The sequence below is a fragment of the Roseovarius sp. BRH_c41 genome (assembly GCF_000961715.1).
In the GTDB taxonomy this organism is placed as follows: domain Bacteria; phylum Pseudomonadota; class Alphaproteobacteria; order Rhodobacterales; family Rhodobacteraceae; genus Roseovarius.
Map to the genome: position 1 here is coordinate 1 of NZ_LADY01000047.1, position 16998 is coordinate 16998.

4 protein-coding genes are annotated in these 16998 nt (G+C 58.8%); 1 reads left to right on the forward strand and 3 read right to left on the reverse strand.

Annotation, left to right across the window (positions count from 1 at the left end; translation table 11 throughout):
- On the reverse strand, positions 1-717 hold a 717-nt coding region (locus VR71_RS13365), incomplete at its 3' end, for a hypothetical protein (RefSeq protein WP_045684707.1).
- A 122-nt stretch (positions 718-839) separates the two neighbouring features.
- Complete coding sequence (locus VR71_RS13370) at positions 840-1325, reverse strand: GNAT family N-acetyltransferase (protein ID WP_045684709.1); 486 nt, start codon at positions 1323-1325, stop codon at positions 840-842.
- On the opposite strand from VR71_RS13370, the gene VR71_RS25045 reads away from it, so the two are divergent.
- On the forward strand, positions 1300-1512 hold the full coding sequence (locus VR71_RS25045; RefSeq protein WP_198134930.1) for a hypothetical protein: 213 nt from the start codon (positions 1300-1302) through the stop codon (positions 1510-1512). The two genes, VR71_RS13370 and VR71_RS25045, sit on opposite strands and share 26 nt — an antisense overlap.
- A gap of 192 nt (positions 1513-1704) precedes the next feature.
- On the opposite strand, the gene VR71_RS13375 is transcribed toward VR71_RS25045, so the two are convergent.
- Positions 1705-16053 (reverse strand): tandem-95 repeat protein, encoded by a 14349-nt coding sequence (locus tag VR71_RS13375; RefSeq protein ID WP_045684711.1) that lies wholly within the window; start codon positions 16051-16053, stop codon positions 1705-1707.
- Positions 16054-16998: the final 945 nt, after the last annotated feature.

Genomic DNA, 16998 nt, shown 5'->3' on the forward strand with positions numbered 1-16998 from the left:
CGCGAGACTGCCCAGCTTGGCACCGCCCTGCTGCTGTTGCTGGTCAAGGATCGCTGCCAACGCGTCCAGCCCACGCGACCCGGTCTGCTGTTGTTGCTGATCAAGCAAGGCCGCGAGGTTCGCGAGACTGCCCAGCTTGGCACCGCCTTGCTGCTGCTGTTGATCCAGCAGCGCCGCCAAGTTTTCCATAAACTTGCCGCCGCCCTGTTGCTGTTGCTGGTCAAGAATCGCCGCCAACTGATCCAGCCCACGCGACCCGGTCTGTTGCTGTTGCTGATCGAGCAAAGCCGCGAGGTTCGCGAGACTGCCCATCTTGGCACCGCCCTGCTGCTGTTGCTGGTCAAGAATCGCCGCCAACGCGTCTAACCCACGCGACCCGGTCTGCTGTTGCTGCTGATCGAGCAAGGCCGCAAGATCGGACAATCGACGAGAACCCTGTTGCTGCTGTTGATCAAGAACGGCTGCGAGTTTTGCTAGAATGCCACCCGCAGAAGATGAATAATTGGATATAGTCATTTCTGAATTCACTCCCAAATTTGAATTTGCGAAGGATTGAACTGCGCGAGAATCGATTGCCTGCAACGTTTCTAGTTCGTCTGGATTGAGCGAATAACCCAATGACTTTGCGAGGCTTTCTGGATCATCGCAAAAGGCCTTTGCAATGTCGGCATCCAAAAGAGCCGCCGATACAACATGAATAAGTGCCGCGCTATCCATTGGGCTGCCTCCACCGACTGCATCGTCAAGGTGTGACTTAATGTCGCTAAGATATATTAGATTCGGCAAAAATGCAACTTATGAGTGCAAGTTCTCAGAGCAAGAGCGCTTCACCCTTGACATTACAGACGAAGGCCATACCCACCGCTCTGCCTGCCAAACCCTAGTTTCTCGTACAAGGACGAGGCGGACGTGTTCCGAGGAGAAACATTGAGTGTGATCTCTGTGACGCCGTCTTGCTTGGCCAGCCGGATGAGTTCTATCATCGCCGCTTCCGCGATGCCCTTGTTTCGGTGCGGCGCAAAGGTCTCGATATAGAGCAGGTGCCATGTCTTGCGATCAGAGATCATGCGCTCGGTCTTCCAGATCACTCCGACCGGCTCCCCCTCACGTGCAATCGAAAGAAAGTTGGTCTTGGTCTCTGATCTTGAGATCGTCAGCTCTCGATTACAAATCTCCGTTGCAGTCTCTTCCGCCGTGAGAGGGTCAGCACCGCAGTCGCCAATGAGATGCTCAACAAATGCCTCTCTCACACGGTCAACGACCCAGGAAACCTTATCGGGATTTTCTGGGATCAAGCTGATGCCACTGTTCGACATGCGCGTCATGCAGAAAAGTGTAGAGTTCCAAAGCGGCGGTGAAAAGCGTGGTCCCGTCACAAGCCTGCACGAGGTTCACGCGATGCCCTTGACTGCGCCGGATCTTCACGCCGCGACAAATCTGCGTCTTGTATGCAACGCCTGCTCGCACTGCCGCGGAACGTACGAAATCACCGCACATCCGTACGGCCTTTGAGAGCGCGCCGACGTATCTGGATGCCAAAGATGGACTGAAACCCCGGACGATATCTCTGGGACAGGTAGGCACAGCACGTGACCAATAGCCCTTCGGGTCACTCGAAATAACCCAAAAGGCTATTGGCCATAGTCGGTAAATTCAAAAGGATGCGCGACCTTAACGGCGATCACGCATCCTTTTTTCTTGTCTTTACAGGAACTGGAAGTCGTCAATTCCCAGCACAGAGGCATCAACACCCTCCAACAGAATGACCTGACCGTTCACATTGATCTGCGCGCCTGCATCTGTCTGGGTAATACCCAGCGCATCCACAAAGCCTTGCAAGCCATTGTTTCCGTTGCTTATGTTGGCCTCGCCGGTATCCGGATTGACGATCCGGATCAAGAAGCTGTCCGTTCCATCCGTGAAATCGGTAATGACATCAAACTCGCCATCAACAAAGCTACTGAAGACGAACTGATCCGCATCCGCGCCACCAGTCATGATATCGTTTCCGGTGCCGCCGTTGATCGTATCATTCCCTGTGCCGCCATCAATCACGTCGTTGCGCCCACCCCCGGCGAGGAAGTCATTCCCTGACCCGCCACTGATGTCGTCATCGCCCTCACCGCCACCGATCCGGTCATTGCCAGCGCCACCGTCGAGCGTATCACGCCCAGTGCCGCCACCAATCTGGTCATCTCCAGCCCCGGCATTGATCAGATCGTTCCCAAAGCTACCGGAGATCGAGTCATTGCCGTCGCCACCGTCGAGCGTGTCATTGCCCGCCCCACCGGCAACCACGTCAGCACCATTGCCACCCGACAATGAGTCGTCGCCAACGCCGCCACCCATGGTGTCGTCGCCGTCGCCACCGTCCAGCGTGTCATTTCCAAAACCGCCACCCAGAGAGTCATTGCCAGCGTCGCCGCTCACAAGGTCATCGCCATCCCCCCCTGCGACAGTGTCGTTGCCTTCACCACCGGACAGAGTGTCAGCACCAGCCTCGCCAAACAACGAGTCACTTCCCAACCCGCCGGAAATACTATCATTTCCGTCGAGACCACCGATCAGATCATCGCCATCGTTCCCGATCAGCGTGTCATTTTCACCGGTCGCTACGGGGCCCTCCTCGACGTCATTGACCGCGATGCTTAGTGACGCTGTGGCATCGGGATTCACACCGACACTGGCATCATTCACAGTGACCGAAACATCGAGCAGCGCATTGGTTTCAAAATCAAGCACCGCCCCAGCCCGCAGGAACAGGGCCGCACCAACGATCTCGAACAGAGCAGCATCAGCGCCGACCAAGGCCAGAGTGTTGGTCCCCTGCGCGTCATCTGACACGACAATGTCGGCAACCTTGATCCGAGACGTGGTGTCGGCATTCTCAGCAACATTTGTGGTCACGTTTGCGAGTGCAACAGTCGGCGCATCGTTGACCGCGGTCACCGTCACGTTGACCACAACCGTGTCCGTGCCGCCCTTCCCATCCGAGACCGAGACCGTAAAGGCATCGACCCCGTTGAAATTGGCACCCGGCGTGTAGGTGTAGCCGCCATTGGATGCCACCGTCACCGACCCGTTCGACGGCGCACCGCCCGAGGCCAGTGCAAAGCTCAGGCTGTCCCCGTCCACATCCGTAGCCGTGACCGTCCCAGAGACCGCGTGATCCTCATCCGTGCTCACCACAGTATCCGCCTGCGCCACCGGCGCATCGTTGACCGCATCCACCGTCACATTGACCACAACCGTGTCCGTGCCGCCCTTCCCATCCGAGACCGAGACCGTAAAGGCATCGACCCCGTTGAAATTGGCACCCGGCGTGTAGGTGTAGCCGCCATTGGATGCCACCGTCACCGACCCGTTCGACGGCGCACCGCCCGAGGCCAGTGCAAAGCTCAGGCTGTCCCCGTCCACATCCGTAGCCGTGACCGTCCCAGAGACCGCGTGATCCTCATCCGTGCTCACCACAGTATCCGCCTGCGCCACCGGCGCATCGTTGACCGCATCCACCGTCACATTGACCACAACCGTGTCCGTGCCGCCCTTCCCATCCGAGACCGAGACCGTAAAGGCATCCGCCCCGTTGAAATTGGCGCCCGGCGTGTAGGTGTAGCCGCCGTTGGCCGCGACCGTCACCGATCCGTTCGACGGCGCACCGCCCGAGGCCAGTGCAAAGCTCAGGCTGTCACTGTCCACATCCGTGGCCGTCACAACACCCGTAAGCGGCGTGTCCTCATCCGTGCTCACCGCAGTATCCGCCTGCGCCACCGGCGCATCGTTCACCGGCAACAGATCGAGAGTGGCACTTGCTGTGGCCGTCAACGCCCCGTCCGACGCTGTGTAGGAGAATGTCACATCGCCGTTGTCGTTCAGGTCGGGCGTATAGGTCCAGGTGCCATCCTCATTGTTGACAAGCAATCCGTTGCCGCTGGTCAGGCTCAGATCGGTGATCTCGAGCACTGCACCAGTGTCCACATCGCTGGCGCCCGTCAGAAGCTGCGCCTCGGTGATGACCCGAACCGTGTCTTCATTGGAGGCGACGAGCGTGACTTCGGCGGCGGTCGGCGCGTCATTGTCGCCTGTCACCCGCACGGTCACTGTCGTTGTCGATTGTGCCGAACCGCTGTCTTGCACGGTATATTGGAACGTGGCTGTCGAGGTCACGCCCGGTGCCAGACTATCCGGCGCGGTCAGCGTGTAGTCGCCATTCGCGCTGAGGAGCACCACGATCCCATCAACCGTCGTGATCCGGAACCCGTCAGCCGTTGCAACCGCGGTCGCGGTGACAGAGCTGCTGGCGTCCACAATGGTCGGGATATCGTTGATATCGACATCCGTATCATTCGCGAGAAGATTGCCCGTCACAGAGGCGGCGGTATCTTCTGTGGCCGTGATTGTGTCAGACACGGCCACGATCGCATCGTTGATACCAGTGATCGTGACCGAAACCGTGGCCGTATCCGTGCCGCCATTCCCATCGCTGATCGTGTAAATAAAGCTGTCAACCGCTGTCTCGCCCGCCGCCAGTTCATTAAACCGAGCGGTGGAGGAGGTGAGATTATAGAACAGCTGCCCATTGGACTGAAGGGTGACCTCAGCGCCCCAATCGGTCGTGATGACACCGGCCGACACGCCGACGGCTGCCGACCCACCAACAGGCAGGGTCCCATCCGCCAGATCAGCCAGTGCCGTCACGCTGAGCGTGTCATTCTCGGAATCATTGTCCGCCGTACCAATGTTCAACACGTTGAAGGCCGAAGCAAACGATCCCTCGGTCACTCCAAAGGCATCATTGACAGCAATCGGGCTATCGTTCGATGCCGTGATCGTGACCGAAATGGTCTGCTGCACGGCTGCGGCCCCATCACCATCCGTCAGATCGAGCGTGATGTCGCGCGATGAAACGGGCGTGTCGTCTGTCGTCGCATAGCTCAGCGCGTTGACCACCGCCTGCACATCCGCCGCAAAGGCCGCTGCAAGGAAGCTGACCGAAAGCGTGGCGGTGCCTTGGCCCGTCACCGTGCCGACCTGCGTGCCGCCGACCGATACCGCACCATCCACAACGCTGACGCTGCCAGAGGTGTCAAGATCGAGAAGGTCGGTCGCATCGCCGTCCACCACAGAGGCCGTGAAGGTGCCGGTGTCATAATCCAGCGCATCCACATCGGTCAGGCTGACCTGACCCGCAACCAGTGTCGCAACGGGCGCGTTTGCATCGACCGCTTCGACATGTGTCGCCGCACTCTGGCTCGACACATCGATCTCAGTCGAGTCGTTTACGGCTGTAACCGTGACATCGACAACCTGCGTCACAGCCCCACCCAGCCCGTCAGAGACAGTCACAGTAAAGCTGTCCACGCCGTTAAAGTTGGCATTGGGCGTATAGGTCCAGGCGCCGGTTTCCGGATCTACGGTGGCACCACCGTTTGCCGCGCTATCCCCTTCCTCGATGGAAAACGCGAGGATCGCCCCGTCATCCACATCATCCGCCACAATCGTGCCGGTGATTGCACCGTCATCTTCTACCCCAGTGCCAGTGATGTCCGACTCCGCCACCACAATGACCGGCACATCATTGGTGCCGCGCACCGTGAATGTGATCGTGCCGGTATCGTCGCTCAGTCCCTCACTGTCGGTCACGGTAAAGCTCACAACAACCGAGATTTCTTCATCGACATCCAGCGACTGATAGACGTCAGTCGACGCGTCAACAATGAATGCCCCGGTCTCACCGCTATAGGAGATACCTGCCTCGAGCAGCGTGGCCACGTTGCCCTCGACTGTAACGCCGTCGATGGACAGGGAAGACGGGTTGATGTTTCCATCCACATCGGACGCAAAGACCGAAAGCGGGATTTCACCGAGCGCTTCGCTGAACTCCGAGACGACAAGGCCGTTGAAGACTTCGTCCTCGATCACAATCGGGAAGGTCTCCGCCGAAACCTGATTGGCAACAGGTGCCTCGTTCACATCCGTCACAGTCAAGGTGAAGTCTGTCGTTACGTCTGGCGTCGCGCCAACCGTCGCGTCATCGACCACAACAGACACATCAAAGATGTTGTCCGCTCCTGCATCAGCCGGGTTCTCGAAATTCGGCGATCCCCCGACATAATGCAGCTCAAGCCCCGCCTCCGTGCTCACAACCGCAAAGAACGCGGCATCATCCCCCGTCAACGTGACATCATTCACGCCAAGTGCATCGTCAGTGATGGTGATATCCGCCACCTTGACGCCGGTTCCGATGACCGAATTTTCAGCCAAGGTCACCGTCGCATTGTCAAGGCTGACCGCGGTGGGGGCCTCGTTCACATCCGTCACCGTGATCGCAAACGCCTGTTCGGTCATATTGGTGCCATCAAAGGCCTCAACCACGACGTTGTAGACATTGTTGCCACCCACATCGGTCGGGATTTCGAAGTCAGGCGCCCCGACGAACTCGAGAGTATAGACACCCTCGACCTCAACAACCCGGAACGCCGCCTGATCATCGCCACCGACGATGGTAAAGCTGATCCCAGATTGATCGGTGTCCACATCGGTTGCGCTCAGCACGACGACGGATGTGTCATTCTCGGCCACGCTTTGTGCGGCGTTGATCGCAAACACCGGCGCGGTGTCATTCGCATCCACAATCGTGATCGTGAAGACTTCGGTCGAGATCGAACCGTCCTCGCTCGTCGCCTGCACCGTGATCGTATGGCTGTCCGCTGTTTCGAAATCAGGACGCGGGGCCATTTCTACAGTCGAAAGACGCACTTCGCCCGTCGTTGCATCAATCTCGAAAATCCCACCAGCGCTGTCCCTCAAACTATACGTAATGCCATTGGTGGTTGCATCTGCATCAGAGGCAGACGCCACGATACCGACCGGAGTGCCGGGGGCAGCGTTTTCAGAAACCTCATTTACAGCGGCATTACTATCCACCGGCGTGCTGACATCGAACTCATCCACATCGTTGATCGTGATCGTGAATGTCGAGGTGACGCTTGCCGCACCATTGGCCGGTGTCGCCTGAACTTCGATGGTCAGGGCGCCATCTGTCTCCCGGTCGATGTTTGCGCCCGAGGCGACTGAAACGACGCCTGTTTCGGCATCAATCACAAAGTCTGTGGCACCAGTGCCCCCGACGATGGCATAGCTTATCGCGCCAGATGTGACATCCGCATCGGTTGAGGCAGCGGTAATCCCGACCGTCCCCGTTGTGGCGTTCTCATCCACGCTCCCGCCCGCCAAACCGTCCGCATCCACCGGCGCCGTGGTCAGGTTATCGTCCACATCCGTGACGGTGACGGTGATCTCTTGCGTATCGGTGCCACCGTTTCCATCGCTGACCGTCACGGTCAGAACGTGCTCAAGCGCCGTTTCCGCATCCAGAGATTGACCAGCCACAAGTGAGATGGCGCCTGTGGTGGCATCAATCTCAAAGAGACCAGCAGCGTTCCCAGCGGAAATGCTGTAGCTCAGCACATCGCTCAAGTCGACATCGGTTCCCGACGCGGTCGCAATAACCGTTGTGGCATCAAGATCCTCAGCGACCGTGGCCGCATCCGCCGCCGAGGCGACAGGGCTGTCATTGGTCCCGGTGATCGTGATGGTCACGGTCTGAGTGTCACTCGCACTGGCGGTCTCGGACAAATCGTCGGCGGTCAGCGTATAGGTGACCTCCAGCGTCTCACCCACAGCGAGGAAATCGAACGACGCGTCGCCCGACGACCCCGACGTAAAGGCCCAAGTGAAGTCAGAGCCAGAGCCATCTGCGCCCAGAACCACAGTGTCACCAAATCCGGTTTCCGCCGCAGTACCCGCCGCCACTTGCATCATCGCGGCAAGCGCCGCGTTTTCCAGAGTCACAGTGCCGCCAAACGTACCACCGGACACAAAAGCCCCGGTCACCGAAACGGTCACCTCATCCCGCGTATCCTCATCCGAAACCGACAGCGTGCCAGAGGTCGTGATGGAAGCATCGACAGCACCATCGGCTGCCTCAGTTGCAACACCGGTATCCGCGAGACCGCCCCCCAACGCCCCGGCAATCACCGGCGCGTCATTGGTTCCGACAATCGCGATTGAGACCCGCTGGACGACCGCCCCCCCATCACCATCGTTGACGGTGATGTCATAGACCTGCGGGCTGGTGCCTAGGGCTTCACCTTCGGCCAGCGCATTGAGCGTGGCATCAGGAATGCTGAAGGTCCATGTAAATGTCCCCTCATCGACCGTTTCGCCCGAGGGTGAAAACTGGATCGTCCCCACAAAGCCGGGTGCAAGCGCCGCAAAGCCAAAGCTCGGGATGCCATTGCTGTCGACATCGGCAAACGAAATGGTGCCAGATACGACGACAAGGTTGCCTTCATTGGCCTCCGCCTGTTCCTTGGCCGCTACATTCACGACACCTGCGTCAGTCTCAGGATCGGTTCCCGTGATGGTCGGGTTGTCGTTCACACCGTCGATATTGATCGCCAGAGCGGTCTCGGACGTGGCCCCCTGCGGATCTGTCGCGCGTAGCGTTGTCGTGATGACCGGGTTCTGATCGGCACGAAGGCTGTTGATACCCGCATCATTCGGCTCAAAGCTGTAAGCGCCGCTCGACTGCACCGTCAGCGTGCCCAATTCCACACCATTCAACGGCGCTTCGGTCACGACCTCGTTGCTCACACGATCAAAGTAGAACGTTTGCGAAGTAGCACCTTCTGCAACGTCCTGCCCCGCAATCGTATACACCATCGCGTCGACATGCCCGCTGTCGCGGTCTGTGGCAGACAGAGTCCCCCCTTGAGCTTGAAAATCATCCGCCGCTGCTGTGTCGGTGATGTTGATGGCATCGACTGCGGCCAGTTCCGGCGTGTCATTGGCCGGGGTAATATCCACCGTCAACGTTGCGGTGTCGGTTGCACCGTGCTCATCGGTCACGACAATCGTAAAGGTCTCACCCGGTTCAGCATCCGCGTCCAGCCCCTGCAACAGCGTCGCATCAGGTGTGTAAGTATAGCTGCCATCAGAGAACACCGTCAGCGTCCCATACTTGCCCAGCAAGGAGGTCTGGCCCATTTCGGATACTTCGCCGCTGATCGCGTAGGTCAGAACCGCCCCATTATCGACATCCGACCCAACCAGCGTATCCGAAACCGAAGACAGCATGTCATCGCCAGCCGTATCGACAATCGCCGGTGCTGTTATCACGTCCTCCAGAACCGGACCGTCATTTGCCCCGGTGATGGTGATCGTCGCGGTCTGAGACACCGTCAAGTTTCCGTCGGTCACAGTGTAGCTGTAGGTGATCACTTCGCTCTCACCCACCGCCAGTGCGGTGTAGGCATTGGGATCAACCGTCAGGCTATTGCCATCCTCAGACACGGTCACGCCGCTGGCGTCTCCGCCGTCGAGCGTCAATCCGGACACATTGAGCACATCGCCCGCGTCTACGTCCGACGCACCGCTCAGCAGATTGACGGTAAAGCCCTCCGCATCTTCGGTTTGCTCTGCCGCTACGGGACCTTCCACAACCGGCGCATCGTTGACCGGGTTGACGGTGATGGTAACCGTGTCCACGTCAGTCAGTGCGCCACCCGCGCCGGTGTTGCCGCCATCATTCGTCGTCATGGTCAGGGTAACGTCGCCATTCGCGTCCTGCGCAGGCGTAAACACCGGTGTCGTTTCAGTCGCCAGATAGGCGTTGATATCCACCAATGTCCCGGTCAGCGTGATCGAATTCGTCCCCGACCCCGCAACCGTCACCAAACCAGCATCCGACGCCGCAATCGTGCCCGCGCCGTCAGCGACGGCAAGGGTCACGGTAATCGTGCCCTCGCCCGCATCTACATCAGCCACCGACAATCCGGTAAGGGTCACCGAGGTGTCTTCATCCGTGGTCAAGGACTCGGGCACGGTGTTCTCAGGTGCATCGTTGACCGCTGTCACAGTGAGATTGACGACCACCGTATCCGTGCCGCCATTGCCGTCCGAAACCTCGACCGTAAAGGCATCCGCCCCGTTGAAATCGGCGTTCGGAACATAGGTGTAAGTGCCATCGGTGTTGACCGTGACCGACCCATTCGTCGGGCCACTCTCAACCGCAAGCGCAAAGCTCAGCTCGTCACCGTCAACATCCGTGGCCAGCACCGTGCCGGAAATCCCCTCCGCATCCTCGCTGCCACTGACCTCAACGTCAGACTCCGCAACAGTGATGACCGGCAGATCATTCGTGCCAGTGATGGTAAAGGTGATGTCTTGCGTATCCGTGCCGCCGTGATTGTCCTCAACCGTCACCGTATAGGTGATGCTCAGAACCTCTCCCGCAGCAAGGAAATCAAACTCCCCATCGGTGATGTCAAACGTCCAACCGACCGTGTTGCCAACCGCCTCAGAGGCGTTTGCCGCTGTGGCATCGAAGGACAGGGAACCTGTCGGCCCGGCATAGCCTGCATCGACCTCAGCATCCAATGCAACGGAGGTCACTGCCGCAGTAACCGTGTGCGTATCCGCGCCACCCGCGCCACCGCTGGCAGGCAGGGTCGAGGTATCCGCATCGTCAAAGCTGATCGTGCCGGTCAGGGTCTGAATGGCCTCGGACCCGCTCTCGACGACGGCCTGATCTTCGGTCAGGGCCAAGTCGCCTGTTGTCGCAGTGATCACCGGCGCGTCATTCGTGCCGGTAAAGGTCAGCACGATATTGCGGCTCGTGGTGGCCGTGCCATCCGAGATCGACACTTGGTAGGATTGGGTAAAGGTCTCGCCTTCGGTCAGATTGTCGAGCACAAGATCATTGATGTTGAAGCTATAGAACACCTCGCCGACCTCAGCGACCGATGTGCCGGTCGGCGCAACGAAGCCAGCCGAGAACGTGCCGACATAATTTGCCAGAAGCGCGGCACCCTCACCTATGTCCTGCACAGGTTCAACTGTAACCTGAAGAGCAGCGATATCGCCCGGATCAACGTCATTGAACGTGATCGAGCCATTTACAGTCGGGCGCACGGCATTCTCGCCGGCATCCAAATCGGTCAACTCGGCAACAGAGGCGACAAAATCAGCCTCTTCCACGATATAGGGCGCATCATTCGCACCGGTGACGCGGATGAACGTTGTCACCTCATCATTGGTCGTGGTGATGCCATCCGGCGAGGTGGTTGTGACCGTGTATGTCAGCGCCACATCAATGAATTCGCCATCGTCCAATGCGTCAAACACGGCCGCGTTGCGGTCAAAGGTGACAACCCCGTTCAGGGCTTCACTGAGGTCAAACGCCGCTTGAGCATCCGCCGCAACAAATCCTGCGGGGAGATCACCGAAAGCGGAAACACTGGTCGTCCCGGTGATCGCGCGGGTGTCGTTGGCATCCAACTCAGTGACCGTTGTCACCCAGATTTCATCGGCGCTGTCGTCACCCGCACCCAACAGATTGACCGTGACGGTCGCTGCTGGCGTCGGTGTGACCTGATCCAGCACGCTGTTTTCGTCGATGATCAGCGCGTCGCCTTCAACAAAGGCGTTGATTGCGTCCGCCACGACAAGCGGCGCATCATTGGTGCCGGTGATGGTGATCGTGACTTGTTGGACAGCGGAAACGGAATTCTCGTTGCCGTTCTCGTCGATGCCGTCAAACGCCCCGCCATCATTCACGGTAACATCATAGACCACCGTCAGCGTCTCACCGGCCCCAAGGAAATCTGCAAGGCTATCGGCAAGACTGAAGCTCCAGTCGACCTGCCGCGCATCGCCAGAGTTGATGGCAGCAGCAAAGGCCGCATCCAGCGCCGCCTCGAGGCCCTCGGGCAGCGGCGTCACATCGGACGCAGTGCCAAGATTGTCGGCCCCATTCACATCCGTCCATGTCACAGAAGAGCGGCTGGCCGAAACGCTGTGCGTATCCGACAGATCCGCATCGGTGATGCTCAACGTGCCCGCGGTATCAAGGGACTCCCCCATCAGACCTGTCGATTCCGTCAAATCACCTGTGGCTGAATCCAATTCTCCGACCACAATCTCGGGCCGATCATTGGTGCCGTTGACCCTGACACTCACAGTCTCGGTGTCGGTCGCGTCACCGTCATTAGCAGTCACGGTAAAGTCGAGCGTAATGCTCTCGCCCGCAGCAAGATAATCGAACGTCTCTGCGCCGCTATCAAAGCTCCAGGTGATCTGGCCACTGGCATTTCCAGCGCCCGTCTCAAGTGGGGCACCTGCGCTGATGGTCATCATGCCCTGAAGCGCCGCGTCATCCGCTGCAAAATTGCCCAATGCGCCCGATGCCGAAACAGCGGTCACTGTTACCGCAACCGAGTCACCCGCATCCACATCCGATACGGTCAGCGTGCCGCTGGCAGTCAGGTTTGTGGCATCGGATTCCACGAGGATGGCCGACGCTGAGTCCTCACCCAAGGGCCCCGCCAATTCACCCCCGAAGAGTTCAATCACAGGCGCATCATTGGTGCCGGTCACGGTAACGGTGACAGTGTCCTCGGAATACCCGCCCAGCCCGTCGGCCACGCGCACAGTGAAGGTATCAGTAACAATGACACCCGCGGCGAGCGCCTGTGTATCCGCGTCCCGATCATCCAACTGATAGGACCACCCACCAGCGCTGGTCAGAACAAGGGAACCATAGGTGCCAACGGCCTCTGCGGCGAGGCCATTGGCCACGGAATGCTCGATTGCCTCGCCGTTCACCCCGGTGATCGACCAGATCACCTGGTCTGCTCCTCCGGTGTCCACATCCGACGTCGAGAAGCTGCCCGAGGCTTCGGGATCACCCGACGGGATCGGACCTTCGGGCCCAACAATTGGATCCGCGCTGATGCCTAGCTCTGTGACCGAGGTGTCGGCCCCCAGAGTCGCAAGGATCAGCGGCACGTCATTGGTGCCGTTGATGGTGATCGCCACATCTTGCGTCACTGTCGCGCCGCGCGTGTCGGTCACTGTGACCGTGAAGGTCTCAAAAACGGACTCCGAGTCGTGCAGCGATTGAACCGCTTCGGCCTCGTTATCCAGTGTAAAGGTCCAGTTGCCCGAAGCATCTATCGCAAAGCTGCCGTATGTACCCAGAATCTCGCCCAATTCCACGGTCTGACCGACGCCGGCCTGAACGCACCATGTAAGGGCGGTGCCGCTGGCACCATGCTCGGCATCCACATCATCCGCGCTCAGCGTGCCGGTGGCGGTGGTCGGCGGTGTGTTGATCGCGGCGTTTTGCGCATCAACGCCCTCTTCTTCGACCGTACCCACCTCCTGACCTTCGACAAAGCTGATCACCGGCGTGTCATTGGCGCCCGTGATATTGACGGTCAGCGTCGCACTTGCCTCATTGCCCACGCCACCGCCATTGTTGGCGATGGTATAGTCAAAGACCTCTGTGACACCTTCGCCGTCATTCAGCGCCTGCGTCGCGGCCAGCGTGTCATCCAGCACGTAACGATAGCTGCCATTGGCACTGACAAAGAGCGACCCATAGGTGCCCGCGATCTCGGTTTCGCCCTCAAACGCGACCTCCACGCGGGTCTCTCCAAAGGCAATCTCACTCACAACCAAGGCTGCGGCCTCGCCATCATCGGCATCGGTCCAATTGCCAACCGCCGACAGATTGCCTGTGGCTTGCGCTGTGCCCTCAGCGCCATTCTCGACACCGCCTGCTTCGATCACTGTGGTCCCGGCGGTGCTGCTGGCTCCGATCTGCGGCACGTCATTTGTGCCGGTAATGGTGATGGTCACGACCTGCGTATCGGTCGCGTTCCCGGTTTCGGAATCATCCGTCGCCGTGAGCGTATACTCCAGAACCAACGTTTCGCCCGCAGGCAGGAAATCAAACGGCGAGCTTTCGCTCGACCCGGCGGCAAACTGCCATGTGAACGATGACGGCGCGGATTGATCCGCCGTCAGCAAACCGGTGCTGCTGCGAAACTCACCACCCTCAGGAGCCACCTGCATCATGGCAAGCAAGGCTGCGTCGTCCAGCGGGTTCACCCCCTCGAATGCGCCCGAAACCAAAACCGAACTCACCTCAACCGCAACCTGATCGGTGGTGTCGATATCGGCCACGGTCAACGTACCCGTCGCGCTCAGCGATTGGTCACTGCTGCCGTCATCGACGACTTCAGTCAGATCCGCCGAAACGGCCGTGCCGGAAATCACCGGCGCATCATTGCTGCCTGCAATCGTCACCACGATCCGCTGGACAAAGCTCAGGCCGCCAACGGTTTCGGTCGTCGTCACATCATAGACCTGCGTGATGCTCTCGCCATCGGCCAGCGCATCGACAATCGCCATCTGGGTTGCGAGAACGGTCGGATTGGTGATCGGTGCGCCGATGTTAAAGGTCCATTGCACCGTGCCATTGCCATCACCCTGAATCGGATCAGAGAATCCCGCCTGGAACACACCAAGGAAGCTGCCGTTGGTGCTGGAAATATTGGACACCGTGACCGAGTGGCCATCAGCCACATCGTCGTCATGCACCCCAAAGGTGCCGGTGGTGCCAAAGGGCGTGGCATTCTCGCCAATCACCCCGTCCTCACGCTCGGTAACCGTGCCGGTCAGATCGTTGTCACCCGGCACCAGTTCCGGCGCATCGTTGAGATTGGTCAGCGTGATCGACAGAACCGACGCGGTTGCATTGCCCGCGTCATCCGTGCCGGTCACGGAAATGTCAAAGCTCGGACCGGTCTCTTCGAGGTCAAAGAACCCGCGCGCGGCCTCGGTGTCGATGATCTGGAGCAGGTATCCGGTATCGCCATCGCTGACGATCTCGACATGCGCATTGACCGCAGCTTCGCCTGTCACGGCATAGGTCGTGCCATCAGCACCCGACAGCGTGGCCAGAACAAGGGGCGTGCCAGTGGTCGCAGCGTCCTGATCGGCGATTTCGGCACTGGTGACGGGCCTGGTCTCAGAGGCTGTGCTCTCGGTATCAATCGAGGTGCCGGTGGACACGTCGGATACGGCAGAGATCACATTGCCCGCCACGTCCTGCGCGCCCGAGACATCCACTGTGATCGCGACCAAATCAACGTTCTGATCGACGACCGTGTAGGTGATCGTCAGGCTTAAGCCATCAATCGACCACTCGCGCATGGTTTCGGTAAAGCTGCTGGCAGACGCCACATCCAGCGCGACAGTCGGATCAACAGCCGTATCCATCGCTTCGTTGAACGCAATCGTCAGCGTGACAGAACCGCCCACGTCACTGTCGATCACAGCGCCATCAACACCGGTTCCCCCCGCAAGGGTCACCGTCGAAATCACCGGAGCGTTGGCGTCCAGATCAAACCCATTCGACTGGGCCTGCGCGGTATTGCCCGCCGGGTCGGCCACATCAAGCGTAACCGAAAGCGTGCCGTCGCTCAGCGCAGCCATTTGCAAAGGGCTGAGTGTGATTGGGCTGGATGACACGCTGGTCAGCCCCTCGACAACAACCGAGCCGCCACCAGTAGATGCAATCGTCAACGTCCCTGTTGCATCGGCATCAATGCCACTGAAAGCAACCTGAATAGGTTCTCCTGAATTGAATGTCGTGTCAGCGCCCGCGCCCAAAAAGCCGACAGACAGGTTGCCATCCGCATCTGCCGACGTATCCGTCACAAGCTCACCGTCAGCAAATGTTCCGCCAGTGACAGCCAGCCCGCCGGACGCGCCAATAACGACGAAGCCCGCCCCGTTGGGCGCGTCGGCCGCAAGGAAAACGTCCTGACCACCGGTATTTTCCCAATAGAGCACCTCGACATTGTGCTCACCTGCGGTGAGGTTGACGGTCGAGAAGGTCGACCAATCAGGATTGATGCCAGTGCCGGAAAATCGTTGCGCGACAATCTCGCCGTCGATGAACAGAACAAACCCGTCATCGGCGTTGTGATTGAAGATCCAGTCACCTGCTTCAGTGAAATTCACCACGCCTTTGAAGCGAACGGCAAAACCATCCCCCGTCAATCCCGACAAATTGGGATCGGTCAAGCTGACAGTCGCGGACGTGGTGGACGTGGTCGCGCCATTCAGCAGTTCAACTGCGAGCTCGTTCGTATTGATGGTGCCGGTCGAGACCGCGAATTCAACATTAAATGCCATTGGTGATGCTCCTGCTCTATTTTTGGTGCCGTGCTCTGCGGCGTTATGTTTGCTTACACAAGCGGTGGGTGATGCCCCGCTTGCGCCGTGGAATTAGGATCTATGAGGGTCGCGGCTCTCGCGCGCGTGGATGGCAAGATGTGCCAATTGGCCCGAGGAAACCGCACAATCGTCAACAGTAGCCATTAGAAATTCTCCTGATCGGTCAGTAGGGGAACGGCCCGGCGGCACCGTGATGGAGGGCCGGGATCAACGTGATGGAAGAACAAGGGATGCGGGGTTGGCTGTGTCCGGACTGATCCGGCAACAGGGCTGTCGTGGTTTTGTTTTCGCGATGGCTGCGGCTGGGCGCGTCCGGCCCACCTGTGCTGATGTCTCTTGGGAAACGCCCGGCGCTGGCCCAAACCGGCCCGCCGTTGGCATGTAACACTCCCCGGTTGCCGCTTGGCTCTGGACACAAGTCCGAGTGCATCTTTGGTCCCGCGGAAGATAGCCCATAACACTGAGCCCATGATCGATACGTAGAAATGTCGTGCCTCCCCACCTGACGCCAAGTTCGAACAGAACTCCGGTCACAGGCTTATTTCCGCATGAAAGTGCCTAAACACCAGACAATGCGGGATCTTGACGCGCAACGGCGTAGGTTTTGGTATCTGCTCTTAGGAATTTTAGGTCTGTGATGGAAATTCCATGTTTAGAGATTGAAACACTTGGCTACTCACACGCGAACATCGGTCCAATTGTACGAAGCACAGCCATCCAACGATGGATGATCGCCTGCTTCGGCATAAGGTAACCATTTCGTTACCCTTCAGGCAAGAATGAAACATGCATTTAAGCTGAATTTTGAACAAAAAATGCTTTTCATTCTCCTGAATTTGTAAAATTTCAATCAAAAGATTAATCAACAAATTGTGAGGACCCTGTAGGTTGCAGACTCCTTTT

Bases quoted from the DNA above. Each gene is read 5' to 3' on its own strand.
- VR71_RS25045 (WP_198134930.1), top strand. From the start codon at position 1,300: ATGCCACTGTTCGACATGCGCGTCATGCAGAAAAGTGTAGAGTTCCAA.
- VR71_RS13370 (WP_045684709.1), bottom strand. From the start codon at position 1,325: ATGACGCGCATGTCGAACAGTGGCATCAGCTTGATCCCAGAAAATCCC.
- VR71_RS13375 (WP_045684711.1), bottom strand. From the start codon at position 16,053: ATGGCATTTAATGTTGAATTCGCGGTCTCGACCGGCACCATCAATACG.